This window comes from Lachnoanaerobaculum umeaense (assembly GCF_003589745.1).
In the GTDB taxonomy this organism is placed as follows: Bacteria; Bacillota; Clostridia; order Lachnospirales; family Lachnospiraceae; genus Lachnoanaerobaculum; species Lachnoanaerobaculum umeaense.
In genome coordinates this window covers 2,662,270-2,689,124 of record NZ_CP032364.1, presented here as the reverse complement: position 1 = coordinate 2,689,124, position 26,855 = coordinate 2,662,270, and the positions used below count along the sequence as shown (strand labels likewise).

Sequence of the window (26,855 nt, the reverse complement as noted above, 5' to 3'; positions counted from 1 at the left end):
TTATAAACGACCAAGGATCATGAAAGCAACGACGAGTCCATAAAGACAAACACCCTCTGCAAGACCTACGAAAATAAGTGACTTACCAAGTATTGAGCCGTCCTCACTGATAGCACCAAGTGCGGCAGAAGCTGCAGCAGATACGGCTATACCACCACCTACACAGGCAAGACCTACTGAAAGAGCAGCAGCTAGATATCCAAATCCTGTAGCAGATGAAGCAGCTGTCTCAGATGCGGCATAAGCATTGCCTGATAAGAACAATACAGTTGCAACTATCATAACACCGAAGAACATAACTACATTTCCGGCAAGGGCTTTCTTATATCTACCCTTTGTTTTCTCACCTATCATAAATGCTATGAAAGGAACGGCAATGCTTAAAATAAGAGCTACTGACAATGTTATTTTTACTAATGTATTCATTTTTTTCTCCTAACTAAACTATATAAATTTGTATGATAAAGTCATACCGGTTGATAAATTGATTTGCTCACTATGAGTAAGGCTTAAATGCTCTGCCATCTCCGGTATAGAATCTTGAGAATAACTCATAGTATTCCAGACGCAATACCTGTATACCTACGATCAGACCTTCCATACCCATTACAAAGATGTTTCCAAGCACTACTGCAATCCAGTTGATATTACCGCTTTCGGCACCTGAAAGCATAAGTACTACCTCCATCATGGCCGCATGGCTGACTGCAAAGGCCCCCACTCTGACAAAGGAAAGAGAGTTTGAGAAGTAGCTTAAAAGCACTTCAAAAAGCTCAAAGAATCCTTGTAGAATGAACATTCCGGTACCACCCTCAAGATGTACTTTCTTCTTTTCTAACATAGCTGATAAAGGCTCTTTGAAGAAAATTAAAATTAGAGGAAGTACAAACATGATAAGTAGTACTATGGATGCAGGCAGGGGGTTGCCGGTCATAAACAATATAATAGTAATAAGTGCTGAGGTATAGAATACCAGTCCGGCTACACCATTTGTATCAAATAATGCCTCTCCCGGTTTTTTAAACTTGAGTTTTGTTAAAATACTTAATATCATCATAAATATTATGATAAACATACCAAGAGTAATAGTTACAACAAAGACTGTATTTAAATTTCCTATAACCGGAAGTGCAGTCATAGCCTTTGCAGGTCTTAGCCAAATAGGGTTTATTATATCTTCAAATCCAAATATCGAACCGAATAAGAATCCGAATATTGTAGAGAAAAAACCGCATCGGGCAATAATTGCAGCAAGTCTCGATTTCTTTTTATAGGCTATGATGCCACCAAGTATCATAAGCACAAGTCCCTGCCCAACATCTCCGAACATAAAGCCGAATATAATGGAATAGGTCAAAGCTATAAGTATGGTAGGATCAAATTCTTTATAATTAGGTAAGCCGTACATTTCAACAAACATCTCGAATGGTTTGAAGATGAAATTGTTGTGAAGCTTTACAGGTGGAGTGCTGAGGACTTTAGATAAATCTCTCTCAACAATACAAAATGTACTTGGTTCGTTTTCAAGTTCTTTTGCCAGTCTATCAGCATCTTTTTCTGTCAACCATCCACAGATAATAAAGAATACCTTTTTATCTTTTCTATTGTCTCTGGTAGCAGCTGCATACTTTCTGACTTCAAATACTTTGTTGAATCTATAAAGTACTTTGTTTGCTAAAAGGAAATCCTCATGGCTGTCTTCAAGAGTTTTTATTATCTTATTGTCAACAGCAAGTATACTGTCCTTCAATTCTTTGATTTTTTCTTCAAGCTTTGTGCTGGCAACCTCCGGAGTACCATGATATTCATCTGGCAAGAAAAATCTCTCGAAATGCATAGAAGAGTATATGGCATCTATTTGTTCAGCTATAGAATCGGGTACAAAGTAAACACCCCATACTTTATCATCTATTTCTCTTGCCTTATAGAAAATAGTATCAATGTCATCATATACAAATGACATGAACTTTTCATAGTATTCCTTCGGCATAGAACCGAATCTGAAGTTTACATATTTAAAATGAAGGATTTTCTCAGTGTCATAATCCAGCCCTATAAAATAGTGAACATTCTTTAGTTTCTCTTCGTACTCTGCAAGTTTTGCTTCCAGCTCACTCTTTTTCTGTGAAAAATCATAAACCTTGTCTGAAAGTGTACGAGTTATTTTGTCGGCCTCTTCGATACTCATGTGACGATCTGTTTGTATTTTTTTATCCTTAAAGTATTCTTTCAGCTCTTCTGATCTGGATAAAATGTCTTTATAAGGATTGCTGTCAGTAAATGCATGCAATTCCTTGACATTTTTCAGTTCGGACAGTGCATTTTCTAACTGAAAATCGTACTTACTGATATATGTCTCAATGATCCTGTCAATATCGTCTTTCGGGCCTGTGATATTCAAGAATTCCATTCTTTCAATCATGCGAAAGACCTCCTTGTTTTAAGTTTTAAAATCTTAGTTATAATATCATCTGCAGGTAGTGAATACCTGATAGATTCTATTATTTCTATGACTCTGCTTATCTCCAACTCTCTAAAAAATAAATAGTAGCTAAGTGTTGCCAATGAATATGGGTTTTTCTTTTTATTTTTATTGTACAGATATTCAAGAGCAGCTACATAAAGTTCCTCTATACCGGGCTTGGTTTTAAAAAGCTTTGAAGAGAGTTTACCATAATATGTGGCATCAAACAGTGCTTCAAATTCCTCAAGACTGTCAGCTTCCACCATCTGCTTTATCTCATCTATATCTAGTTTGTAATAGTGTGGGATAAGTGTAGAGTATACTTCGGTATCTTTAACTTTGTAGTATTTCTTAGTTCTATATATCCATTGCATATTTAGGAAATCACATCTTGTTCCAAGGATTGATAAGATCTCCTTGCTTTCTTCCCCCTTTAATTCTTTGTTTGCAAATCTGAAGCAAATATCAAAGTAATATGAGTCGAGTGCAAGTGCGTATTCAAATATATTATTAGCACCTTTAGAAAATACTTCATTTAAACAATTATAATATTCGGTATTTTTTAAAGATTCAATAAACTGTGATACATCCTTTGCAGACAGTAAATCATCAATATTTAAATGCATATTAGCACCTAAATGCCCTGTGTATGGTTTCAAATCCAAAGATGTTGGTCTATGACTAAGAATGTCTCTGAGCATACGCTTTAATACATACATTGTATTGTACATAGATACTAAATTTAGATATTTTCTGGGAGTGCCGGAGTTGAATTTATAGAGTCTTGAAAACTCCTCCAGACTACTTAGTAGTAATATTTGTTCGATATCTTCACGATGTAATGTGCTGATATCTGTATTCTTGAATGCATCACTGTAATATTTATAATGCATCAATTCATTTATTGCATCACTGATACTTTCACATTCACATAAAGATTTGAACCCGTCAATGTCTATTAGATCGCTTGACATCGAACGAACTTTTGTAGTAAGGGAAGAGCACTGAAATAAATTTCCCATAGCTACTCCTTGATCATATTTGAAAACAGCATATCCACATATTTATCATGGTTAGTGTCATACATGTCTTGCAGATTCTTAAAAGCTGTTTCTGATTGCTGTTTGAGTTCTAATATCTTCTTCTCTTTTGAGATATTCATAGATTCCTGCAATTCGGCAATTCGAGCCTTTGTTTTTGCATCAAGGTCTTGCTTCCAAAGCTCTTTTCTAGCGTTTATTTCAGCAGCGATTTCTTTTTTTCTTAGAGTCGCATCATCAATATAGCTTTGAGACGAGTCTTCGATTTCTGAAAGTCTACTTATTATATCATCCATAAAACCTCCTTAGTAAAATGTATTATGTGATATACCACGTAAGGCAAACCACTGTAAATATGCTTCCCACTACATTTAATAGGAAGAAACACATTTGATGAAAATAATGATAAACCTTTTTTGAAAAAAGTAAAGAGAAAGATTGAATAAATTTCATAAAAATTTTGCAAGTTAATAATCTTGGTATATTTATACATAGATGTGTATTATGATAACGAACAGAAGTACATACTATACGAACATAGACTTGAAAAAAAATATTAAATATTGTATAATTGCGGAAGAAGTAGGCAGTATTTACCGAAGGTGCTTGCCTACTATTTTGTTGTATAAGCTTTTATTTCTATGTTGAAATATTCTAAAAGCATAAGATATAGGCAAGATACTTTAATGACTCAGAGTAGTAAAGAACAAAAGTAAAGGAGAGGATATTGTGTTAAAGTATACTATCAAAAGGTTGATATTTGGACTGGCAACTATATTTATTGTATCAACCTTGACGTTTTTCCTTATGCAGCAGGTTCCCGGAGGCCCGTTTGCTGCGGATAAGTCGATTTCAAAAGCAGCTCAAAAAGCATTGGAAGTAAAATATGGTTTGGATAAACCTATTACAGTGCAGTATGTTAATTATTTTAAAAATGCCTTAAGGGGAGATTTTGGAATAAGTATAAAGCAGAGAGGAAGAGATGTAGCTCAGATAATATCCAGTAAATTTCCGGTGTCTGCAAGAGTGGGAGGAATATCAATAATCCTCGCACTAATGTTTGGAGTTCCACTAGGTTCTATTGCCGCACTTAATAGGGGAAAAGTCCTTGACAGACTGATTATTATGTTTGCGACTTTGGGAATAGCGGTACCAAGTTTCGTAGTATGTACTATTCTTATGTATACATTAGGCGTTAAGCTTGAGCTTCTACCAACATATGGTCTAACATCACCATTAAATTATATAATGCCTGTATTGGCACTTTCATTTTACCCTACAGCTTATATTGCAAGACAGATGAGGTCTTCAATGTTGGATGTACTTGGACAGGATTATATGAGAACAGCAAGGGCAAAAGGACTTTCAGAGAATGTTATTTTGTTTAAACATGCACTTAGAAATGCCATACTGCCGATTATTACATATATGGGACCTCTTGTAGCATATACTCTTGTAGGTAGCTTTGTTGTAGAAAAGATATTCACTATTCCGGGACTCGGAGGCGAGTTTGTAAGTTCGGTTATAAATCAGGACTACACAGTTATTATGGGAACTACCATATTCCTGGCAACACTTATTATAGTGATGAATGTTTTGGTAGATATCGCATATACAATCATTGATCCAAGAATAAAACTAAAGTAAAGCCTATAAGAAAGGAGAAGGTTGTCACATATATCTTTGTGACAGCTCTATATAAAATGAGCAAACATATTATTTCAGGGCATTTAAATTTATCGCCTGAAGATTTTTTGCCTGTCAGCAAAGAAGAAAAAGAAAGCTTGGTAGTGATGCGTCAAAGTGTCAGCTTCTGGCAGGACGGATTTCGAAGACTTTTAAAAAATAAGGTAGCACTTGTATCTTTGGCAGTGTTTTTTGTTATATTGATACTTGCATTTATTGTACCAATCTTTTATCCATATGATTATGCAACACAGTTACAAGGTAGTGAGAGACTTATGCCTATGCAGTACTCAGCAAATGAGATGACAAGAATAGCTGCAGGAGAGAAGATATTTCCACATATACTGGGTACAGACAGTCTTGGAAGAGATTATGCAATCAGAGTAATGATGGGGGCTAGAATTTCACTTATAGTAGGACTTTTGGCATCTTTTATTGTACTTATTATCGGTTCGATTTATGGTTCTATTGCAGCATTCTCAGGTGGATGGGTGGATCTTATAATGATGAGAATTGTAGATATTATATACACAGTTCCTGATATTCTACTTATCATACTTTTAACATTTGCACTCAAGAAACCAATGAAGCTTTTGGCATCTGCACCGGGATTTGGATGGATCAATATTCTTGGAATAAATCTGATAAGTATATTTATAGTTTTTGCGCTTTTGTACTGGGTAGGTATGGCAAGAATTGTTCGTGGACAGATACTTGTGTTAAAGGAGCAGGAGTATGTTACAGCTGCCAGAGCACTTGGAGCAAAGAGTGGACAGATAATCAGAAAGCACTTGCTTACAAATACTATCGGTACATTGATAGTTACAACTACATTGCAAATACCTTCTGCTATATTTACAGAAAGTTATTTGTCATTTTTGGGACTGGGTGTGGCTGTTCCAATGCCATCTCTTGGTTCACTTGCTTCAGATGCCATTACAGGATTGCAATCATATCCACATCTTTTATTTGCACCGGCAATACTTATCAGTTTGATAATACTTAGTCTTAACCTTTTGGGTGACGGACTCCGTGATGCATTTGACCCTAAGCTAAAGAATTAAAGGAAGGTAATTATGAGTAAACATCTTGTAGATATAGAACATGAGAGACTTTCCTTCTTTACTCCGGCAGGAGAGGTGAAAGCCTTAGATGATGTTTCCTTCTATGTGAATGAGGGAGAAGTATTGGGAGTAGTAGGAGAGTCAGGATCCGGAAAAAGTGTTACAAGCTATTCACTTATGGGGCTTATAGCAAATCCGGGAAAGATTATAGGTGGAGATTTATATTTCAATGGATATCACATCAATGAAATGAGTGAAAAAGAGATGAGAAAAATCCGTGGAAATGAAGTTTCAATAATCTTTCAGGACCCTATGACCAGTTTGAATCCGGTATATACTATCGGAAACCAGATAATGGAAGTTATACTTCTACATACAGATAAGAACAAAAAAGAGGCTAGAGAAAGAGCGAAAGAGCTTCTTACTTTGGTAGGAATAAATGAACCTGATAAGAGACTTAAGCAATATCCACATGAGCTTTCAGGTGGTATGAGACAGCGAGTTATGATCGCTATGGCACTTGCCTGTGAGCCTAAGCTTTTGATAGCGGATGAGCCAACAACAGCACTTGATGTTACAATTCAGGCACAGATTATAGAGCTTATGATAGAACTTAAAAATAAGCTTGGTATGGCAATCATTATGATTACACATGACCTTGGTGTGGTTGCAAATATTTGTGACAGAATAGCGGTTATGTATGCAGGAAAGATTATAGAGAGCGGTCTTACAGATGAGATTTTTTATAATCCAAAGCATGAATATACAAAGGGGCTTTTAAAGAGTATTCCAAAGATGTATGAAGCGGAGTATGAAAGACTTGTTCCTATTGAGGGTTCACCTGTAGACATGCTCAACCCTCCAAAGGGTTGTCCATTTGCTTCCAGATGCGACTCTTGCATGAAGATATGCTTAAGAGAAATGGCACCGGTAAAGAATTTTAGTGAAACTCACTATTCACAGTGCTGGTTAAATGAGCTTGAAGAAGATGCAAAGGAAAATAAGACGGAGGGAGAATCAGGATGTCTGAAAAAATAATTAGAGTTGAACATTTACAACAATTCTTCCCTGTCGGAGGTTTTGGTAAAAATAAAAAATATGTCAGAGCTGTAGATGATGTTTCTTTCTATATTGAAAAGGGAGAAACTTTGGGGCTTGTAGGAGAGTCGGGGTGTGGTAAAACTACGACAGGTAGATCTTTACTTAGACTCTATGAGCCTACAGATGGTAGAATTATATATAAGGATCAAGTTCTGTTTGACAGCGGGAAAGTACCTCTTGTAGATGAAAACGGGAATGATATCATAGAAAATGGTGTGCCTAAACTTGGTAAAAAGACAGCAGTAAATATGTATCCCTACAGAAAAAAACTACAGATAGTTTTCCAGGATCCTTATGCATCACTTGATCCAAGAATGACAGTAGGAGATATTATAGGTGAGGCTATAGATATCAATAAGATCGCAGCTTCAAAACAGGATAGACATGACAAGATTATAGAGGTATTACAAACTGTAGGCCTTAACTCAGAGCATGCCAACAGATATCCTCATGAGTTCTCGGGAGGACAGAGACAAAGAGTTGGTATCGCAAGAGCACTTGTAGTTGACCCTGATTTTATTGTTGCAGATGAGCCGGTATCTGCACTGGATGTTTCCATACAGGCTCAGGTTGTAAATATGTTTGAGGATTTACAAAAAGAGAGAGGGCTTACATATCTGTTTATTGCACATGATCTTTCTATTGTAAATCATATAAGCAACAGAATTGGTGTTATGTACCTTGGTAAGATGGTGGAGCTTGCAGAGAGTGCTGAGATTATATTTAGGCCATTGCATCCATATACACAGAGTCTTATTTCTGCTATACCTGTAGCAGATCCTAAGGTTTCCAGAGAAAGATCAAGAATAGTACTTGAGGGAGAGGTTCCTTCACCTCTTAATCCGCCAAGTGGATGTCACTTCAGAACTAGATGTAAATATGCTACAGAACAGTGTGCAATGGAAGTTCCAAAATGGAGAGAGATGGAAAAAGGGCATTTTGTTGCCTGTCATAATATAGAAAAGATAAACTAAATATTAGAACCGGACGGTTTTAAATATAAAATTTATAGGAGGATTTATGAAGAAAAAATTGGTTTTAGCGACATTGATTCTTAGCGGTGCACTTGTATTAGCAGGATGTGGCGGCGGATCAAAGTCAGCAAAAAAGGATGGAGGCAAGATTCTTACTATCGAATTGGGACCGGAAGTAGAGTCAATTGACCCTGCACTTAATACAACAAATGATGGTGCAAACTATCTCACATATCTTTTTGATAATTTGCTTAGAGTCGACAAGGATGGAAAGATTGCTCCAAGTTTGGCTGAGAAGTACGAGTCAAGCGCAGATGCACTTACATGGACATTCTACTTAAGAGACGGTTTAAAGTGGTCAGACGGTTCAGATTTAACAGCTAATGATTTCGTATACAGCTGGCAGAGAATGATTGACCCTGAGGTTGCTGCACCATATGCTGAGATAACTCTTGGAATGGTGGAAGGTTATGAAGAGGCTATAGGTTTACCTGATGCAGACGGTAATCCTACGATAGATCCGGATATTACAAAGCTTAGAGTTGAGGCAACCGATGATAAGACTTTGGTTGTTCATATGGCAACACCAACACCTTATTTTGACAAGCTTGCAACATTTGCAGCACTTTCACCGGTAAAGAAGGATGTAGTAGAGGCAAATCCTGACAGATGGACACTTGATCCAAAGACATATATCTCTACAGGTCCATTTAAGCTTACAGAGTGGAAATCAGGAAGCTATTTAATGCTTGAGAAGAATGAGAACTACTGGAATAAGGATGCCGTAAAGCTTGACGGTATCAAATGTCTCCTTATGCAGGATCAGAATGCAGCTTTTAGTGCATATGAGTCCGGAGATGCTTTGATGATTAAGGATATTCCTACACAGGAGATCACAACATTGCAGAAGAGATCTGATTATCACCTTGATCCACAGCTTGGAACATATTTTATCGACTTAAACAATAACTTAGAGGAGTTTAAAGATGCAAGAGTGCGTCAGGCACTTTCACTTGCACTTGATAGAAAGTATATTTCAGAGACTATTACAGCAGGTACATATACTCCTGCTAGCGGATTTGTAAGTTCAGGTGTAACAGATTGGGACGGTTCACCTTGGGCAGATAATATTACAGACCCTTCTGTATATATCAATATTGAAGATCATGCAGGTAATCTTGCAAAGGCTAAAGAGCTTTTGGCAGAGGCAGGACATCCAAATGGTGAAGGACTTCCTACTTTTACATATTCAATAAATGATGCAAGCTATCATAAAAAGATTGCTGAGTATTTACAGCAGGCTTGGAAAGAGTTGGGCATTAATGTAGAAGTAAATGTAGTTGAGTGGAAGTCATTTACACCACAGAGAAGATCAGGAAACTATCAGATAGCAAGAGATGGTTGGGTAATGGATTACAATGATCCTTCAAATATCCTTCAGCTTACACAGACAGGAAACGGAAATAACAGTTCAAAGTACTCTAATCCTGAGTATGATGCACTCTTAGAGAAGGCTGCTGCCGAGATAGATCCACAGACAAGATATGGTTACTTCCATCAGGCTGAAGAGATGCTTATGAGAGATATGGGTGTAACACCGCTTCTTTACTACAATGAGATGTATCTTCAGAGCGATAAGGTAAAAGACAGCTATCACACAGCTGACGGTATCTATCACTTTGAGTATGCCGATATTGCAGAATAAAAAATATTAGAATTTTAGGAGAATTTATGAGAAAAAGATTGTTTTTGGCTACACTGACAATTGCTGCAGCAGTAGCACTTTCAGCATGTGGAGGTTCAAAATCCGCAAGTAAGAGCGGAAAGATTCTTACTATTGAGGAAGGACCTGATGTTGAAACAATTGACCCTGCACTCAATCAGTCAGCTGACGGTGCAAACTATTTAACAATGATATCAGACAACTTGCTTAGACTTGATAAGGACGGCAAGATAGCGCCAAGTTTGGCTGAGAAATATGAAGTAAGTGATGACGGACTTACATGGACTTTCCATCTAAGAGACGGACTTAAGTGGTCTGACGGTTCAGCGTTTAGCGCTAACGACTTTGTATACAGCTGGCAGAGAATGGTTGACCCTGAGGTTGCCGCTCCATATGCAGAGACTGTACTTGGAATGGTAGAGGGCTATGATGAGGCTATAGGTAAGCCTGATGCGGACGGTAATCCTACAATAGATCCTGATATCACAAAGCTTAAGGTAGAGGCACCGGATGATAAGACTTTGGTTGTTCATATGTCACATCCTGCACCATACTTTGACAGACTTGCGGCATTTGCAGCACTTTCACCTGTAAAGAAAGACGTAGTGGAGGCAAATCCTGACGGATGGAGTCTTGATCCTAAGACATATATCTCAACAGGTCCTTTCAAGCTTACAGAGTGGAAGCAGGGAAGTTATTTATTGGTTACAAAGAATGAAAATTACTGGAATAAGGATGCCATAAAGCTTGACGGTATCAAATGCCTCCTTATGCAGGATCAGAATGCGGCTTTTAGCGCATATGAGTCGGGAGATGCCTTAATGATTAAGGATTACCCTGTGCAGGAGATAACAACAATGCAGAAGAGACCGGATTATAAGTCCAGTCCTAAGCTTGGAATATCATATATCGCTATCAACAATGATTTGGAAGAGTTTAAGGATCCTAAGGTGAGAGAGGCACTTGCACTTGCACTTGACAGAAAGTATATGGCGGATACTATTACTGCAGGTATAAATTCACCTGCAACAGGCTTTATCCCTGACGGTGTAGTGGATTGGGACGGAAGCGCATGGGCTGATAATATAATAGACAAGTCTGTATATATTGATAATGATAATTTTAAAGTAAACCTTGCAAAGGCTAAGGAACTTCTAAAAGAAGCCGGATATGAGAACGGAGTAGGACTTCCTGCTATGTCATATACAACAAATGATGCAGGTCTCAACAAGAAGGTTGCAGAGTATTTACAGCAGGCTTGGAAAGAGCTTGGAATAAATGTTGAGGTAAACATTGTTGAGTGGAAGTCATTTATGCCGCAGAGAAGATCCGGAAACTATCAGTTGGCAAGAGACGGATGGGTAATGGATTATAACGATCCTTCAAATCTTCTTGAGTGTGTATACAGTACAAACGGAAACAACAACTCAAAATACAAAAACCCTGAGTTTGATGCGCTCCTTGATAAGGCTGCACAAGAGTCTGATGCAAAGACAAGATTCGGATATTTCCATCAGGCTGAGGAACTTCTATTAAAAGATGCCGGAGTTATTCCGCTAATGTATCAAAATGAGACATATCTTCAGAGCGATAAGCTTATAGACAGCTTCTATACATCAGACGGTATTTGGCACTTTGAGTATGCCGATATAGCAGAATAATATATTATATTTTAGAGTCGGAATTTTACTTCCGACTCTTTTTGTATAAATATTGATAATCTTTGATGCATAAATTTGAGTTTCTAATGTTTTAACTTGTCAAGATATTATTTATTTAATTTAAAGGGTAGACAAAGATATTCAATTATGGTATATTTATTCATATAATTGAATAAAGTTAAAAATGGAGGAGGAATTAATGAAAAAAAGATTTATTGTTGCCGCATTGGCAATAGCCGGTGCAATGGCCCTTTCAGGGTGTGGTGGTTCAAAATCAGGTGGTGATGGTGCAAAAAATGGTGATACTACACAAACAGCTGTCGGTAAGAAGATTCTTACAATTCAGCTCGGACCGGATGTAGAGTCAATTGATCCTGCACTTAACTCTGCCGTAGACGGTGCAAACTATATCTTGTTTGCTTTTGACAATCTTTTAAAGGTTGATAAAGACGGAAAGATAGTACCGGGACTTGCCGAGAAGTATGAAATAAGTGATGACCAGCTCACCTGGACATTCCACTTAAGAGACGGATTAAAGTGGTCAGACGGTTCAGATCTTACAGCAGAAGATTTCGTATACAGCTGGCAGAGAATGGTTGATCCAAATGTTGCGGCACCATATGCACAGACAGTGCTGGGAATGGTAGAAGGATATGAGGAAGCTATAGGTTTGCCTGATGAAGAAGGTAATACTACAGTAGATCCGGATCCTACAAAATTAAAAGTAGAGGCAACAGATGATAAGACTTTGGTGGTACATATGGCAAAGCCTACACCATATTTTGATAAGCTTGCATCATTTGTTTCTCTTTCACCTGTTAAGAAGGATGTAGTAGAGGCAAATCCTGACGGATGGAGTATCGATCCTAAAACATATATTTCAACAGGTCCTTTTAAGCTTACTGAGTGGAAGCCGGGAAGTTACCTTATGTTTGAGAAAAATGAGAACTATTGGGATGCAGATTCTGTAAAGCTTGACGGTATTAAATGCCTTCTTATGAATGATCAGAATGCGACTTTCAGTGCATATGAATCGGGTGATGCTTTAATGATAAAGGAAGTTCCTACACAGGAGATCACAACATTAAAGACAAGATCTGACTTCCATGTAGATCCTATACTTGGAACATACTATCTTGATTTAAATAATAACTTAGATGAGTTTAAAGACTCAAGAGTAAGAGAGGCACTTTCACTTGCTCTAGACAGAAAGTATATTTCAGAGACAATTACAGCAGGTACATATACTCCTGCAACAGGCTTTGTAAGTGAGGGAGTAACAGACTGGGACGGCTCTGCATGGAAAGACCATATAACAGATCCATCTGTGTATATAAATATTGATGATCATGCAGCTAATCTTGCAAAGGCTAAAGAGCTTTTAAAAGAAGCAGGATATGAGAATGGTGTCGGATTACCTGAGATGGTTTACTCAACAAATGATGCAAGTTATCACAAGAAGATAGCAGAATATTTACAGCAGGCATGGGGTGAGCTTGGCCTTAAAGTACAGGTAAATATAGTTGAGTGGAAGTCATTTACACCACAGAGAAGATCAGGAAACTATCAGATAGCAAGAGATGGTTGGGTAATGGATTATAATGACCCTTCAAATATATTAGAGCTTGCATCAACAGGAAATGGAAATAACAGTGCTAAGTACAGCAATCCTGAGTTTGATGCTCTTATGGAAAAGGCGGCTACAGAGAAAGATCCACAGACAAGATTCGGATACTTACATCAGGCTGAAGACTTTATAATGAAGGATACAGCTATGGTTCCGCTTCTTTATTACAATGATTTCTATCTTCAGAGTGATAAGATAACAGGCAGCTGGCATTCAGCTGACGGATTCTGGCATTTTGAGTATGCAGATATAGCAGAGTAATAATTGAAAAATAAAGCGTACATTTTAGTATAAAAGAGGGTTGTCGTTAATATTAAACGACAACTCCTTTTTATATACTTATCATTCATCGTTACAGTTCAGGTAGCCCCTTTAGAGCTTTTGTTTTACAATCCTAATCGCAACTCTTTCTTAAAACTTCGCAGGATTTTACGCAGTCTGCAAAAACTCGTTTGTTCGCTTGGGGAGCAGCGAACTGCACTCAAACAAGTCACAGGCTGCTTAATCTGAGTCTCGTTTTCACGAAAGAGTTAAACGCTACAAGGATTGTAAAATTAAAAGTCTCAAGATATATGGTACCTGAACTGTAACCATTCATCTATAAACTCAGTCATATACTTTCTTTTTCTAAGAGGGCAATTTTGTCTTTGTAGATTTACATTTCCCCTTTCTTTTATTGAAATGTTTTCAAAAAATGTTTTCCAAAGTTTGGAATAAGGATTTTTTATATCATTTAACTTTGTAGCAGCTTCAAGCGTGCTTTTTTCAACTATTTGTAGGTAACAGTCACTGTCCTTTGGATGTATTAGGGCAATACTTCTTGAAGAGTCTATAATGCTCCAGTTAAGAGAAGGCATTCTATCTTTAAAATGATAGGAGAGCTCGGCAAGTATATCATGCTTTGGTTCTATAGTTGCCAAAAAGAGATCCTCATCCACCTCTTTAAATCTTGTAACCTCTTTATAGGAGTGAATTTCACGGTTGACTGCTGTTTGAAACTTTAAAAGTTTCATAACAATTTCCTCACCTGACATATAATTGATTTTTTTACCATATTTAAAAGCAAGTTTCAGGTAATTATAAATATCATTTCCCGTATCTTTATAATATAAGAAAGCCATATAAACAATCTCATATGTTCGCATAGAAAGTTTGTGCTTAATACTTTCTATAACCTTTTTTGCTTTATTAATATCTGTGCTTACATATATATTTTCCGAAAAAAGATTTTGCTGTGTAAATAAATGTTTCTGCAGTTTTATACTTTCATCCTTATGGCAAAGACTGTATTCCCAAGCTGTGTAGATACATGATGCCAAGGCGTAAAAGTTATCATCATATGTAAATATTTTCATTATTTTAATCCAAAATCATCAAATAGAGATAACTGCCTTTCAGCTTTGTAGCTGTGTTGATAGTTCTCATTACTATTTAAACCAATAAGTCTGTTTGTTATATATTTTTCATCCAATAAGGTTTTGTACATCATTTTTCCATTACAGGTTAAAAAGTAATGTGCCCTTTTTAAGACTACACCCATCTTGGCAATGGAATTAAAGTCAAGCAAGGAGTATCTGCGAGAACTTACAATTCTTTTTGCAGCCTTAGGACCTATGCCGGGTACTCTAAGCAGACTGGATATATCAGCTGTTTGTACTTCTACAGGGAAGAACTCCAAATGCTTAACAGCCCAATTGCATTTAGGATCCATATAGGTGTTAAAGTCCGGATTCTCTTTGCTTAGAAGCTCCTGTGCATTAAAACCGTAAAATCTAATAAGCCAATCAGCTTGATAAAGCCTATGCTCCCTTAAAAGCGGCACAGGTGTATTTAGGGTTGGTAGGGATGAATCCTCATTAATAGGAATATATGCGGAATAAAATACCCTTTTTAAGTCAAAACTTTTATATAGATTTTGTGCAGTCATAAGGATAGTATAGTCACTGTCATCACCGGCACCTATAATCATTTGTGTACTCTGGCCGGACGGCACAAATGGTCGAACATTAGCCTGTTTAGTGATAGGTAATGAATTTAAAATACTATCCCCTTCAATTTGGGCTACATCATTAAATATACTTCCGGGAAGATATTTATTTATATTGCTTCTTGGGAGCTTCGAACTCTTTCCGGTACTTAACCTATTCATCTCTATGGAATCCTTTATTTTTTTCATAGGATCTGATATAAGATGAAAGCTTTTATTGGGAGCATATTTTTTTAGGCTTGATTCAGTAGGGAACTCAATATTAACACTCATTCTGTCTGCAAGAGAGCCGGCCTGTAAAAGTAATTCATCAGAGGCACCGGGTATAGCCTTAACATGGACATATCCGTTAAACATGTATTCATTCCTTAACAGAATAAGAGTTTCACAGATCTTTTCCATAGTAAAGTTCGGACTGTTAATTATACCGGAACTTAAAAACAACCCTTCAATATAATTCCTTTTATAAAATTCCACAGTCAACTTGCAAATCTCTCTTGGAGTAAAGCATGCACGTCTTATATCATTACTTTTTCTGTTAATACAGTATTTACAATCAAAAATACAATGGTTAGTCATAAGTATCTTAAGCAAAGAAACACATCTTCCATCGCTACTGAAAGTATGGCATATTCCTGCGGCTACAGCGTTGCCAAGCATTCCTCCTTTTCCCTTTCTATCCACTCCACTTGAAGTGCAGGCAACATCATATTTAGCAGCGTCTGAGAGTATTTCAAGCTTTTTTAAAATATCTTCTTTAGAACATATGTTTATCATAAATAAATTATACACAAACATATGTTCGTGTGTCAATAGAGGTTTTTATGTAGATAATATGGTTTTATGAATAATAAAGAAGTTCAAAAAAACATGGTGAAATATATTTCGACTTTCGATGAGTCAATAAGGGATTTTAATGTAGAGGAATCTCAATCGGATGGAGAAGAGAATACAGATAACAAATATTTAATAGATACAATTCATAAAAAGGTTGGTAGCGAAGGAATGTCTTCTATATCCTTAAAAGAAGAGTCCGGTGGAACTTTAAAAATGTTTGCTTTATATCCTTCGGTGAAAGAGGTTTTAGACAAGGGTGCTACATTGTTTGTAGATGAACTAAATGCCAGACTACATCCCATGCTTGTTAGAAATATTATATTGACATTTTTATCACCTGAGATAAATACAAGAAATACACAGCTTATTTTTACAACGTATGATATATGGCAGTTTTCAAACGATTTACTTTGTAGAGATGAGATATGGATGGTATCTAAAAATAATGATGGAGTATCAGAACTTTATTCGTTGGGAGAGTTTAAGGATGAAGATGGGAATAAGATTCGCAGAGATGAGGTTTTGTCAAAGAAATATATTGCAGGAAACTATGGCGCAATTCCGGCATTAAAGCCTATGAAAGTACTTAGGGAGGGTAATATACAATGAAAGGGGGGAGAAAAGCCAAGTGAGTGTAGAGCCGGAAAAAGAAAAGACCGTAATAAACGTGTGGAGATTTCCTTTGATTTTAAAGATAATAAATGGGCAGAGACTTCATAGATTGGGGTTTCTGCTTTTTTATATTTATATTGACTTTTTCGCTACAAAAAATTAAAATTGTAGCGAAAGAGGTTGAGAATATGGATGAAAGAAATATTATTGATAGGTTACTTGAAGAACGGAACGGTTATATTAGACTGGTTGAAGCTCAAAATGAAGGATTGTCAAAGTATTTTGTTTTGGATTATGTCCGTAAAAATGAAATGGAAAAGATTGCACCCGGAATATACATTTCACCTGATGCATGGGAAGACAGACTTTATTCGATTCAGCTAAGGAATAGAAAAATTGTTTTTTCCCATGAAACAGCCCTGTATATTCATAATCTTTCCGACAGAGAGCCTTTTTCACCGGTAATTACTGTTGGACGAGGTTATAATGCGAAACATCTAAAAGATAGCGGTGTTGTAGTACATACGGTAAGACAGGAATGGTTAGATCTGGGCTTGACAAAGGCGCAGACTTTTACCGGTAATACTGTGAGAATCTACGACAAAGAGCGTTGTATATGTGATATTATCAAGAATAAGAAAAGAATGGATATTCAAGTATTCCAAAAGGCTTTGACATCATATTTTTCAGATAGTGAAAAAAATATTCATAATCTCATGGAATATGCAGGTATTATGGGGGTCTCAGATAAGGTGAGGCAATATGCAGAGGTATTGTTATGATTAAAAATGCTACAGCTGTAAAGGCAAAGATAAAAAATAAAGCAGGTGGTGACAGTGACAAATCGCAGATAATACTAAGAATATATCTGATGGAGCGACTTTTGGAGAGAGTTTCTTTATCACAATATAGAGACAACTTTGTGTTGAAGGGAGGACTTTTAGTATCTTCTCTGGTAGGTGTGGATATGCGTTCAACTATGGATGTAGATACTACAGTAAAATCACTTCCTTTAAATAAGAGGTCAGCACAGAAGATTTTGGAAGAAATAATAGCAGTTAAACTAGAGGACGGAGTTGCTTTTCGTATAACCAAGGTACAGGATATTATGGAAGGTCACGAGTATGAAGGTATTCGTTTTATGATAGAATGTATGATGGATAAGTTAAAACAGACCATTAAGGTCGATATCTCAACAGGCGATGAGATTACGCCGAGAGCAGTAGCATATAAGTTACCATTCATTATTGAGGACAGATCAATTAATCTTTGGGTGTACAATTTGGAGACACTTCTTGCAGAAAAACTTGAAACCATCATGGTAAGAGCTGAAGCTAATACAAGGATGAGAGATTTCTATGATATACATGTTTTACTTGAGCAAGATGTAGTGACTATTGACAGAGATACAATGAAATCTGCATTTTATGCTACATGTAAGAGACGAAAGTCTACTGAGCGGATTGTGACGATAGATGATGTTATCAATAAGATTGCTGATGATGAAGTGATGAAGCAGCAATGGAAGACCTACCGAAAAACCAACTATTACGTAGGTGCATTAGAATGGGATGATGTAATAGAAAGCACGAGAACATTAAGAACAATGGTTGAGTAAAAAATATCGATATTGTAGATTGTTCCTGAAAATGAGATATTTTTTATATAGTTCTGTCTTTGACAGTTTTGAAATATAGAATACACTTCAAACCCTGTGTTTTAGCGGCTTTGGATTGTATTTGCATTTCGTTTTGAAACTATAAAAATAGTATTTTATATTAACGGGTAGTAAGTTTTTTGCCAATTGCAAGTTTATTTATTGTTTCTATACCGGTATTACATCCACATTCAATTCTTTCAATTGTAGATTTTGAAACATGAAATATTTCAGTAAGTTGTCTTTGAGGCAGTCCGGTACTTGCAAGATTGAGAGAGCTTTCTAAAATAGTTTTTTCATTCAGGTATCCGTTTTTGAAGTCATTGTTTTTTAGCTCATCATTTAAATAATCATCAAATTTAATATTAGCCATTATTACTCTCCTTAAATTCTTTTTTAAGCATATCTGAATGATAGCATATATAGGTCAGAACTACAAATTTAAAGGTATAGTTAAAGAACTATAATATATGTGTTAAAAATACAAATAAGAAGCCGTCTGAAATGTATCCGGCATCTACAATACATATATTAGTGGAAGAAATAAAAAAGTAGAAAGCCCGGAATAATTTACTTTTTCGCTACCAAAATTTAAAATAGTAGCGAAAAGGGCTGATAATATGGATGACAAAATACCCTTACCTGCATTGTAGATTATATCTGCTTTGCAGGTATTTTGCGTTGAGATACACAAAAATTGATTGACAACTTGTCAGTTAAAGTATATCATATGAATGAGCGGAGGTATAAAATGAGAGATGTAAAAGAACCTGAAATACGGCGTACCGAGATTATGGATGCTGCAATGATACTTTTTATGGAGAAGGGGTATACCAATACAACAACTCAGGATATAGTCGATAAAGTAAATATATCAAGAGGATTATTATATTATCATTTCAAAAATAAGGAGGATATTTTATATTGTCTTGTAGAAAGATATTCAGAGAGATTGTTGAAAGATATTTACAGTATCGTCTATGATGAAGATAAATCCGCTATAGAAAAAATCAGGTCTTTTATAGATATCACAATTATATCTTCACAAAATATTACTGCAGAGGATACGGTACTGCAAAAAACAGTTGAACTTAAAGAAAATCAATATATGATAGATAAGTTATCCCATAAGCTGGTTGAAAAGCTTACAGTATATTTTGAAAAAATTATAAATCAAGGGATAGCGGAAAAGAGTTTTTCTGTAAAATATCCGACAGAAACGGCAGAGTTTCTTATGACGGCATATGTTTTTGTATCAAATAACATGAGCATAAAATGTTCAAAAAAAGAACCTGTCAATAATTACTTAAATGCATTTAAGACAATGCTTGAACAAAGTTTAAATGCGAAAAGGCTCTTTAGAGATTAAAGATAAGAGATTGATTTTTATATACATAAAAAAATCGACAGCTGATAATATGCTGTCGTTTATTTTAAAGAATAACTGACAATTTGTCAATAAAGGAGAATTATGTTGGAGATAAAGAATTTCAGTAAATTTTACGGAGATAAAAAAGTAGTCGATAACCTGTCAATTTCTGTACAGTCCGGAGATATTTATGGTTTTATAGGGGCAAATGGAGCCGGAAAAACCACAACAATAAAAGCGGTAGTCGGCATTCATGACTTTGAAGGTGGAAGTATAACCGTTGGCGGGCATTCAATTAAATCACAACCTGTGATTTGTAAAAAAATGATGGCATATATTCCGGATAATCCCGACCTTTATGAACATTTGACAGGGTTTCAGTATATAAATTTTATTGCTGACTTGTTTGAAGTTTCTACTGAAATACGTAAAGAAAGAATTCAAAAGTACAGTGATTTATTTGAGATGACAAAGTATCTTTCAGGATTGATATCTTCGTATTCACATGGTATGAAACAACGAACGGCAATTATTTCAGCACTGGTACATGATCCGAAGTTGTTTATTTTGGATGAACCTTTCGTTGGACTCGATCCGAAGGCGGCTTTTTGTTTGAAGAGTATAATGCATGAATGTGTGTCAAACGGTGGAGCTGTTTTCTTTTCAACACATGTATTGGAAGTTGCAGAAAAATTATGTAATAAGATTGCAATTATAAAAAACGGGAAGTTAATAACAAGCGGTAATATAGGAGATGTAAAAGGAGATAAATCCTTGGAAGCTTTTTTTATGGAGGTAGAGGATAATGAGAGAATTGTGGATACTTATTAGAGTGCAAATATATAATTTCTTTCCGATAAACGAAATCAGATATTCGAAAAATAATAAAAGCTCCGGTAGTATTACAAGCTTTGGAATAACTGTGCTTTTTGTATTTTCCTGTATATATAATATCATGACAGCAAAAACGCTGGTGCAAGTAGGGCAGCAGGAATTGATACCCGCATATATGTTGGCGGTATCAAGTTTTGCTATATTATTTTTGACAATATTTTATTCTAACGGGATTTTATTTGGCAGCCATGATATGGAAGCACTCTTATCTTTGCCTGTGAAAGGATTGTATATCATAAGCAGTAAATTCATGTTTATGTATTTATTGAACTTTTTTATAGGTTTGATGTTTATGCTTCCTGGAGGAATTGTTTGGGTAGGGAGTGAAAGCTTAGGGGCAGTTGATATTATTCTGTTTTTTCTTTCTATATTGTTTGTGCCGTTGATACCTATGTGTATAGCGGCATGTATGGGGATAATTATCGTTGTCATTTCATCTTTTTTTAAAAGAAAAAATATTGTTGCTCTGATTTTTTCATTTGCAATGATAGGTGCAATAGGATATATTGCAGTAACAGCCATGGGTAATGAAAACAATATCGGTATTACACTTGCCAAGCAAATCACAGGACTGTATCCGATATCTAAGCTGTTTATGCAATATTATAATTTCCCTATGTACATTGGAGAAGGATTTTTTATTTTTCTTTCAACAGCAGTTTTTTATATATTTATAAAAATTGTTTCGGTGAAGTATAGACTGCTTAATACTCTTGCGAAAACAACACCCGGATATACCGACAACAAAGAAACATATAAGAGAAAACTGGTATTTATTGCCCTATATAAAAAAGAAGCGGGTCGATTTTTAAACTCTTATATGGAGGTGTTGAATGCAGGGTTTGGAGTGATACTTTTATGTGTTTTCAGTATATTTTTGTTGTTTAATCCCGTGGAACAAATTGGAAGGTATGTGAAAATTGAAAATATAAATGAATATTTTTCAAATCTGTCTCCGCTTTTTATTGCGGCTATGTTGGTTATCAGTTGTCCGGCAGCTTCAGCCATATCTTTAGAAGGAAAAAATATTTGGATTTTACAAAGTTCTCCTGTTAAGGTAAAAACAATATTAAATTCAAAGATAGCGCTAAACCTTACACTTCATATGATAGGATATATAATTTCAGTATTTGTATTCATATTAAAACTTGATATGAACTTTATTCAAATACTTAACCTGATTATTGTTCCTATATGCTATTCGCTTTTTATAACAGTGACGGGAGTTGCCTTAAATAAAAAATACCCCAACTATAATTGGGAAAGTGAAATGATAGTAGTAAAGCAGAGTATGCCTGTTATTTTATCCGGGCTTATAGGGATTGTTGCACTCATTATTCCGATTTTTCTTTATTTAGTTTTAAATCTTATGATAACATATACATTGCAAGCGACATCGATTTTTTTACTTGTTATTTCAAGTGTGGTTTATAAAAATTTGAGCAATTCAAAATTTATTTAATTTAATAAGGAAATAAATAGTTTATAATACTACGAAAATCATTCTTAAAAAAGAAGCTACACAGATATAGTATATCCGGAAGCTTCTTTTTCATATTATGATATAACCTTCTTATTCTGTTCTTTAAGATTCTTCTGTGCTGTAGCCAGCATCAACTTGATTCTGTTTAGCTGGTTTACTTCTGAAGCTCCGGGATCATAGTCTACCGCTATGATATTTGCCTCAGGATGTGAACGGCGGAGTTCCTTTATAACACCCTTACCCACTACATGGTTTGGCAGACAACCAAAAGGCTGTGTACAAACAATATTTGGAGTGCCGGTCTCTATAAGTTCAAGCATCTCACCGGTCAAGAACCAACCCTCACCGGTCTGATTTCCGACAGATACATAGTCCTTTGCCATATTTGCAAGATGATCGATTCTTGAAGGTGCAATAAAATGTTTACTCTTTTCAAGTGCCTTTCTTGCATCACTTCTTAGTGCTTCCAGTACCTTGATACCTACATTTGCCATAAATGCAGACTTTTTTGACATACCAAGATGTTCAGCCTTAAAGTTACTATTATAGAAGCTGTATAGTAAGAAATCTAAGAGATCAGGCATTACAGCTTCTGCTCCTTCTTTTTCAAGAAGTTCGACTATATGATTGTTAGCAAGTGGAGAGAACTTAACAAGAATCTCGCCAACTATACCAACTCTTGGCTTCTTAATATTGAGTCTTGGAAGATTATCAAAGTCTTTTACAATACCTCTAATATTTCTCTTAAACTCACCGAAATTAGGTTTTTTAACAGATAGAGAATCTATAACACGATTTCTCCATTTTTTATGAAGTCTGTTTGCAGCACCTTTTTCCTTCTCATAAGGTCTGGTAGCATACAAAACTCTCATAAAGAGATCACCATATACAACTGCCTGCATAGCTTTAATAACCATTGCAGGTGTCATCTTAAATCCCTCATTAGTTTCCATACCGTTGGCATTTACAGAAATTACAGGAATTTGTGCCATATCGACTTTTTCAAGTGCTCTTCTGATAAAACCTATATAGTTGCTGGCTCTACATCCACCACCGGTCTGACTCATAAATATTGCGGTCTTATTAGGATCGTATTTTCCTGAAAGTAATGCTTCCATTATCTGACCTACAACTATCAATGAAGGATAGCAGGCATCATTGTTTACATATTTAAGACCGCAGTCTATGGCAGAGCGTGAATCATTTTGTAAAACTTCTACATGATATCCGAAAGCATTGAGTGCCGGCTCTAAAAGGTCAAAATGTATAGGAGACATCTGTGGACAAAGAATGGTATATTCGTCCTTCATCTCCTTGGTAAACACTTTTCTGTGATAAGCGGAAGAGTGTATTTTTCTTTCAAAGTTTTTCTTATCTCTTACACGTAGTGCAGCAATAAGTGAACGAATACGAATTCTTGCGGCACCTAGGTTGTTTACCTCATCAATCTTAAGCACGGTATAGATCTTTCCTGAGCCTGTAAGTATATCACTCACCTGATCTGTGGTAACGGCATCAAGTCCGCAACCGAAGGAATTTAGCTGTACAAGATCAAGGCAGTCATCCTGCTTTACAAGACTTGCAGCAGCATATAGTCTGGAATGATACATCCACTGATCGCTTACGATAACAGGTCTTTCTATCTTGGCAAGATGAGAAACCGCATCCTCTGTGAGTACTGCAATACCAAATGAAGTTATCATATCAGGAATACCATGATGTATTTCAGGGTCTACATGATAAGGTCTTCCTGCAAGAACTATACCATGGCGGTTGTTCTTATGTAGCCATTCGATAGTTTTTTCGCCTTCTCGCTCAATATCTTTCTTTGACTGAATAAGTTCTGTCCATGCCGCATGTGCAGCGAACTTTACCTCTCTTTCGTTTATATCAAACTCTTGCTTCATTACCTTGATAAGCTGATTTGTAAGTACCTCTTCATTGGTAAATGCCATGAAAGGATTCAAGAATCTGGTATTTGTTTCTCTGATCTCTTCTACATTATTCTTGATATTCTCAGCATATGAAGTAACGATAGGGCAGTTGAAATGGTTTCCGGCATCAGGCTGTTCATTTCTTTCATATGGTATACATGGGTACCATATTGTGCGAACGCCATTCTTTATAAGCCATGAAATATGTCCATGAGTGATCTTTGCAGGATAACATTCCGACTCACTTGGGATAGATTCAATGCCCAGCTCATATATTTTCTTAGTTGACATAGGAGAGAGTACAGTTCTAAATCCCAGGTTTCTAAAGAATACAGCCCAGAACGGGAAGTTCTCATACATATTCAAAACTCTTGGAATACCGATAGTACCTCTAAATGCCTTGTCAGCGGTGAGCGGTTCATAGCCGAACATACGATTATATTTATATTCATAGAGGTTTGGAACATCCTTTTTAACTCTGTCCTTACCAAGACCTCTTTCACATCTGTTTCCTGATATGAAGTTTCTACCACCTTCAAATTTGTTGACTGTCATTACACAGTTGTTATTACAACCACGACATCTGGTCATAGATGTATCATACTGTAATGATATAATCTCATCTAAAGGTAACATAGTAGTCTGCTTGCCCTCGTACCTTTCTCTTGCTATAAGAGCAGCACCGAAAGCACCCATTATACCGGCAATATCAGGTCTGGTAACAAAGCCGCCGGAGATCTTTTCAAGTGCACGAAGTACAGCATCATTATAGAATGTACCACCCTGCACAACTATATGCTTTCCAAGGTCTGCAGCATTTGAGATCTTTATAACCTTGAATAAAGCATTTTTTATAACGGAATATGCAAGTCCGGATGAAATGTCAGCTACAGTAGCACCTTCTTTCTGTGCCTGTTTTACATTTGAGTTCATAAAAACGGTACATCTGGTACCAAGGTCTACAGGATTTTTTGCAAACAATGCTTCTTTTGCAAAGTTTTGCACTGAGAAGTTCAAAGAACCGGCAAATGTCTCTATAAATGAACCACAACCGGCAGAACAAGCCTCATTTAGCTGTACTGAATCTACAGTACCGTCCTTGATACGAATACATTTCATATCTTGACCACCGATATCAAGTATACAGTCGACCTTAGGCTCAAAGAATGCTGCTGCATAGTAGTGTGCAATGGTTTCTACTTCACCCTCATCAAGCATAAATGCAGCTTTTAGAAGAGCCTCTCCATATCCGGTAGAACATGAATATACTATCTTTGCTTCAGGGTGTATTTTTTCCTTAACAGACTTGATAGCTGAGATAGCTGTAGCCAGTGGCGAACCGTTATTATTTGAATAAAAATTCCAAAGCAAGCTTCCGTCTTCACCTACTAAAGCAATCTTTGTAGTAGTTGAACCGGCATCTATTCCAAGGAATATATTACCCTTATAATCCTCAATATTTGCGGTTTTTACACTGTGACCGAAATGTCTACTGCTAAACTCTTTATAGTCTGCTTCATCTGTAAATAAAGGATCAAGTCTGGCAATTTCATGTGCCATCTCAATACCTTCTTTAAGCTTGTTTATAAGATCTGAGATACCAATCATAGCGTCAGTACTTTCGCAGTTCAGTGCAGCACCGATAGCTGCAAAAAGATGTGAATTGTCAGGATCTACAATATATTCATCAGTAAGATTTAGTGTTCTTATAAATGCCTGTTTAAGCTCAGAAAGGAAGTGCAGCGGACCGCCAAGGAATGCTACATGACCTCTGATTGGCTTACCACAGGCAAGCCCTGAAATAGTCTGATTTACCACAGCTTGGAAAATAGAAGCTGAAAGGTCTTCTCTGGTAGCACCCTCATTTATAAGTGGTTGAACATCAGTTTTTGCAAAAACTCCACATCTGGCAGCTATAGGATAAATAGACTTATAACTTTTGGCATATTCATTAAGTCCTATAGCATCAGTCTGAAGTAGGGAAGCCATTTGATCGATAAAACTTCCTGTACCACCGGCACAGATACCATTCATTCTCTGATCTATGCCGCCTGTAAAATAGATGATTTTGGCATCCTCTCCACCAAGCTCTATTGCTACATCAGTTTGTGGAGCAACGGCTTTTAGTGCAGTTGCTACTGCGACAACTTCCTGTACAAATGTGGATTTTAGATGTTTTGAAAGAGTAAGACCACCTGAGCCGGTAATCATTGGAATGATATTCACTTCTCCGATCTTTTCAAAAGCATCCGATAACTGTGCTGCCAAAGTCCCCTGTATATTCGCATAATGTCTGCGATAATCTGAAAATACTACTTCATGTCTGCTATCTAAAATAGCAATCTTGACAGTAGTAGAACCTATATCTATACCTAGTACATAGGTTTTTTCTGTGTTTTGCATATTATAACCTCTTTTATAAGCTTGTGATTATACAATGTGGGGTCATACCCCTGTGAAACCCAGTTGCAGGATTATACCTTACAATCTGTTAAAATCAGTAGCTTGAACATGCCTTTTATTTTGAAAAATAAAATTGCACACAAAACCACACATGTAAAAACATGATTTTATATCATAGCATATTGCTAGGAATAAGGCAATGAATAAGAGGTTAAAAGTAAGTTAAGTAATGTAAAATTGGTTATAACTGTGACTTTTTAAGCTATATTTATTGAATCTTAAAAAAGTTTCTTATTGTATTTTAGACATACATATTGTAAAATTATAGCATCAGAATCG

The 26,855-nt window shown here is 36.1% G+C and carries 21 protein-coding genes; 13 read left to right on the top strand and 8 right to left on the bottom strand.

The window, feature by feature from the left end; translation table 11 throughout:
* The 4 genes from D4A81_RS12525 to D4A81_RS12510 form a co-directional block, all read right to left on the bottom strand.
* Window positions 1-426 (bottom strand): ATP synthase subunit C, encoded by a 426-nt coding sequence (locus D4A81_RS12525; RefSeq protein ID WP_111525109.1) that lies wholly within the window; start codon window positions 424-426, stop codon window positions 1-3.
* Between the two features lie 70 nt (window positions 427-496).
* Window positions 497-2,422, bottom strand: a complete 1,926-nt coding sequence (locus D4A81_RS12520; RefSeq protein ID WP_111525108.1) for a V-type ATP synthase subunit I — start codon at window positions 2,420-2,422, stop codon at window positions 497-499.
* Window positions 2,419-3,486, bottom strand: coding sequence for a V-type ATPase subunit (locus D4A81_RS12515; RefSeq protein ID WP_111525107.1), 1,068 nt, complete (start codon window positions 3,484-3,486; stop codon window positions 2,419-2,421). The genes D4A81_RS12520 and D4A81_RS12515 overlap by 4 nt, the downstream gene beginning before the upstream one ends.
* Window positions 3,487-3,488: 2 nt before the next feature.
* Complete coding sequence (locus tag D4A81_RS12510) at window positions 3,489-3,800, bottom strand: hypothetical protein (protein ID WP_111525106.1); 312 nt, start codon at window positions 3,798-3,800, stop codon at window positions 3,489-3,491.
* Window positions 3,801-4,233: 433 nt separating this feature from the next.
* Here D4A81_RS12510 and D4A81_RS12505 point away from each other — a divergent pair, with 433 nt between their 5' ends.
* The 7 genes from D4A81_RS12505 to D4A81_RS12475 all read left to right on the top strand — a co-directional run bounded on the left by D4A81_RS12505 (window position 4,234) and on the right by D4A81_RS12475 (window position 13,601).
* Window positions 4,234-5,151, top strand: a complete 918-nt coding sequence (locus tag D4A81_RS12505; protein ID WP_111525105.1) for an ABC transporter permease — start codon at window positions 4,234-4,236, stop codon at window positions 5,149-5,151.
* A gap of 56 nt (window positions 5,152-5,207) precedes the next feature.
* On the top strand, window positions 5,208-6,254 hold the full coding sequence (locus tag D4A81_RS12500) for an ABC transporter permease (protein WP_111525135.1): 1,047 nt from the start codon (window positions 5,208-5,210) through the stop codon (window positions 6,252-6,254).
* A 12-nt stretch (window positions 6,255-6,266) separates the two neighbouring features.
* Window positions 6,267-7,292, top strand: a complete 1,026-nt coding sequence (locus D4A81_RS12495; RefSeq protein WP_111525104.1) for an ABC transporter ATP-binding protein — start codon at window positions 6,267-6,269, stop codon at window positions 7,290-7,292.
* A complete protein-coding gene (locus D4A81_RS12490; RefSeq protein WP_111525103.1) occupies window positions 7,277-8,329 on the top strand; it encodes an ABC transporter ATP-binding protein in 1,053 nt (350 codons plus the stop codon). The genes D4A81_RS12495 and D4A81_RS12490 overlap by 16 nt, the downstream gene beginning before the upstream one ends.
* A 46-nt stretch (window positions 8,330-8,375) precedes the next feature.
* Window positions 8,376-10,034 carry a peptide ABC transporter substrate-binding protein gene (locus D4A81_RS12485; protein WP_111525102.1) on the top strand — a complete coding sequence of 553 codons (1,659 nt, stop codon included), beginning with the start codon at window positions 8,376-8,378 and terminating at the stop codon, window positions 10,032-10,034.
* A gap of 26 nt (window positions 10,035-10,060) precedes the next feature.
* Window positions 10,061-11,713 carry a peptide ABC transporter substrate-binding protein gene (locus D4A81_RS12480; RefSeq protein WP_111525101.1) on the top strand — a complete coding sequence of 551 codons (1,653 nt, stop codon included), beginning with the start codon at window positions 10,061-10,063 and terminating at the stop codon, window positions 11,711-11,713.
* Between the two features lie 199 nt (window positions 11,714-11,912).
* The gene (locus D4A81_RS12475; protein WP_111525100.1) at window positions 11,913-13,601 is read left to right on the top strand and encodes a peptide ABC transporter substrate-binding protein; all 1,689 of its coding nucleotides are present in this window, start codon (window positions 11,913-11,915) and stop codon (window positions 13,599-13,601) included.
* A gap of 302 nt (window positions 13,602-13,903) precedes the next feature.
* Here the strand turns inward: D4A81_RS12475 and D4A81_RS12470 are convergent, their stop codons facing one another.
* On the bottom strand, window positions 13,904-14,695 hold the full coding sequence (locus D4A81_RS12470; protein ID WP_111525099.1) for a TIGR03915 family putative DNA repair protein: 792 nt from the start codon (window positions 14,693-14,695) through the stop codon (window positions 13,904-13,906).
* Complete coding sequence (locus D4A81_RS12465) at window positions 14,695-16,125, bottom strand: putative DNA modification/repair radical SAM protein (RefSeq protein WP_111525098.1); 1,431 nt, start codon at window positions 16,123-16,125, stop codon at window positions 14,695-14,697. Before D4A81_RS12465 ends, D4A81_RS12470 begins: the two co-directional genes overlap by 1 nt.
* Before the next feature lie 45 nt (window positions 16,126-16,170).
* Here D4A81_RS12465 and D4A81_RS12460 point away from each other — a divergent pair, with 45 nt between their 5' ends.
* From D4A81_RS12460 to D4A81_RS12450, 3 genes are all read left to right on the top strand, one after another.
* Complete coding sequence (locus tag D4A81_RS12460; protein WP_111525097.1) at window positions 16,171-16,773, top strand: AAA family ATPase; 603 nt, start codon at window positions 16,171-16,173, stop codon at window positions 16,771-16,773.
* 191 nt (window positions 16,774-16,964) lie between these two features.
* Window positions 16,965-17,558, top strand: coding sequence for a type IV toxin-antitoxin system AbiEi family antitoxin domain-containing protein (locus tag D4A81_RS12455; protein WP_111525096.1), 594 nt, complete (start codon window positions 16,965-16,967; stop codon window positions 17,556-17,558).
* A complete protein-coding gene (locus tag D4A81_RS12450; protein ID WP_111525095.1) occupies window positions 17,555-18,394 on the top strand; it encodes a nucleotidyl transferase AbiEii/AbiGii toxin family protein in 840 nt (279 codons plus the stop codon). Before D4A81_RS12455 ends, D4A81_RS12450 begins: the two co-directional genes overlap by 4 nt.
* Before the next feature lie 160 nt (window positions 18,395-18,554).
* Here the strand turns inward: D4A81_RS12450 and D4A81_RS12445 are convergent, their stop codons facing one another.
* Window positions 18,555-18,806: a transcriptional regulator gene (locus D4A81_RS12445; protein WP_111525094.1), complete on the bottom strand. Its 252-nt coding sequence runs from the start codon at window positions 18,804-18,806 to the stop codon at window positions 18,555-18,557.
* A gap of 378 nt (window positions 18,807-19,184) precedes the next feature.
* On the opposite strand from D4A81_RS12445, the gene D4A81_RS12440 reads away from it, so the two are divergent.
* From D4A81_RS12440 to D4A81_RS12430, 3 genes are all read left to right on the top strand, one after another.
* Window positions 19,185-19,802, top strand: a complete 618-nt coding sequence (locus D4A81_RS12440) for a TetR/AcrR family transcriptional regulator (protein WP_111525093.1) — start codon at window positions 19,185-19,187, stop codon at window positions 19,800-19,802.
* Between the two features lie 102 nt (window positions 19,803-19,904).
* Window positions 19,905-20,633: an ABC transporter ATP-binding protein gene (locus D4A81_RS12435; protein ID WP_111525092.1), complete on the top strand. Its 729-nt coding sequence runs from the start codon at window positions 19,905-19,907 to the stop codon at window positions 20,631-20,633.
* Window positions 20,608-22,158: a hypothetical protein gene (locus D4A81_RS12430; RefSeq protein ID WP_111525091.1), complete on the top strand. Its 1,551-nt coding sequence runs from the start codon at window positions 20,608-20,610 to the stop codon at window positions 22,156-22,158. Before D4A81_RS12435 ends, D4A81_RS12430 begins: the two co-directional genes overlap by 26 nt.
* 95 nt (window positions 22,159-22,253) lie before the next feature.
* Here D4A81_RS12430 and D4A81_RS12425 read toward each other — a convergent pair whose 3' ends face one another.
* A complete protein-coding gene (locus D4A81_RS12425) occupies window positions 22,254-26,516 on the bottom strand; it encodes a 2-hydroxyacyl-CoA dehydratase (protein ID WP_111525090.1) in 4,263 nt (1,420 codons plus the stop codon).
* Window positions 26,517-26,855: the final 339 nt, after the last annotated feature.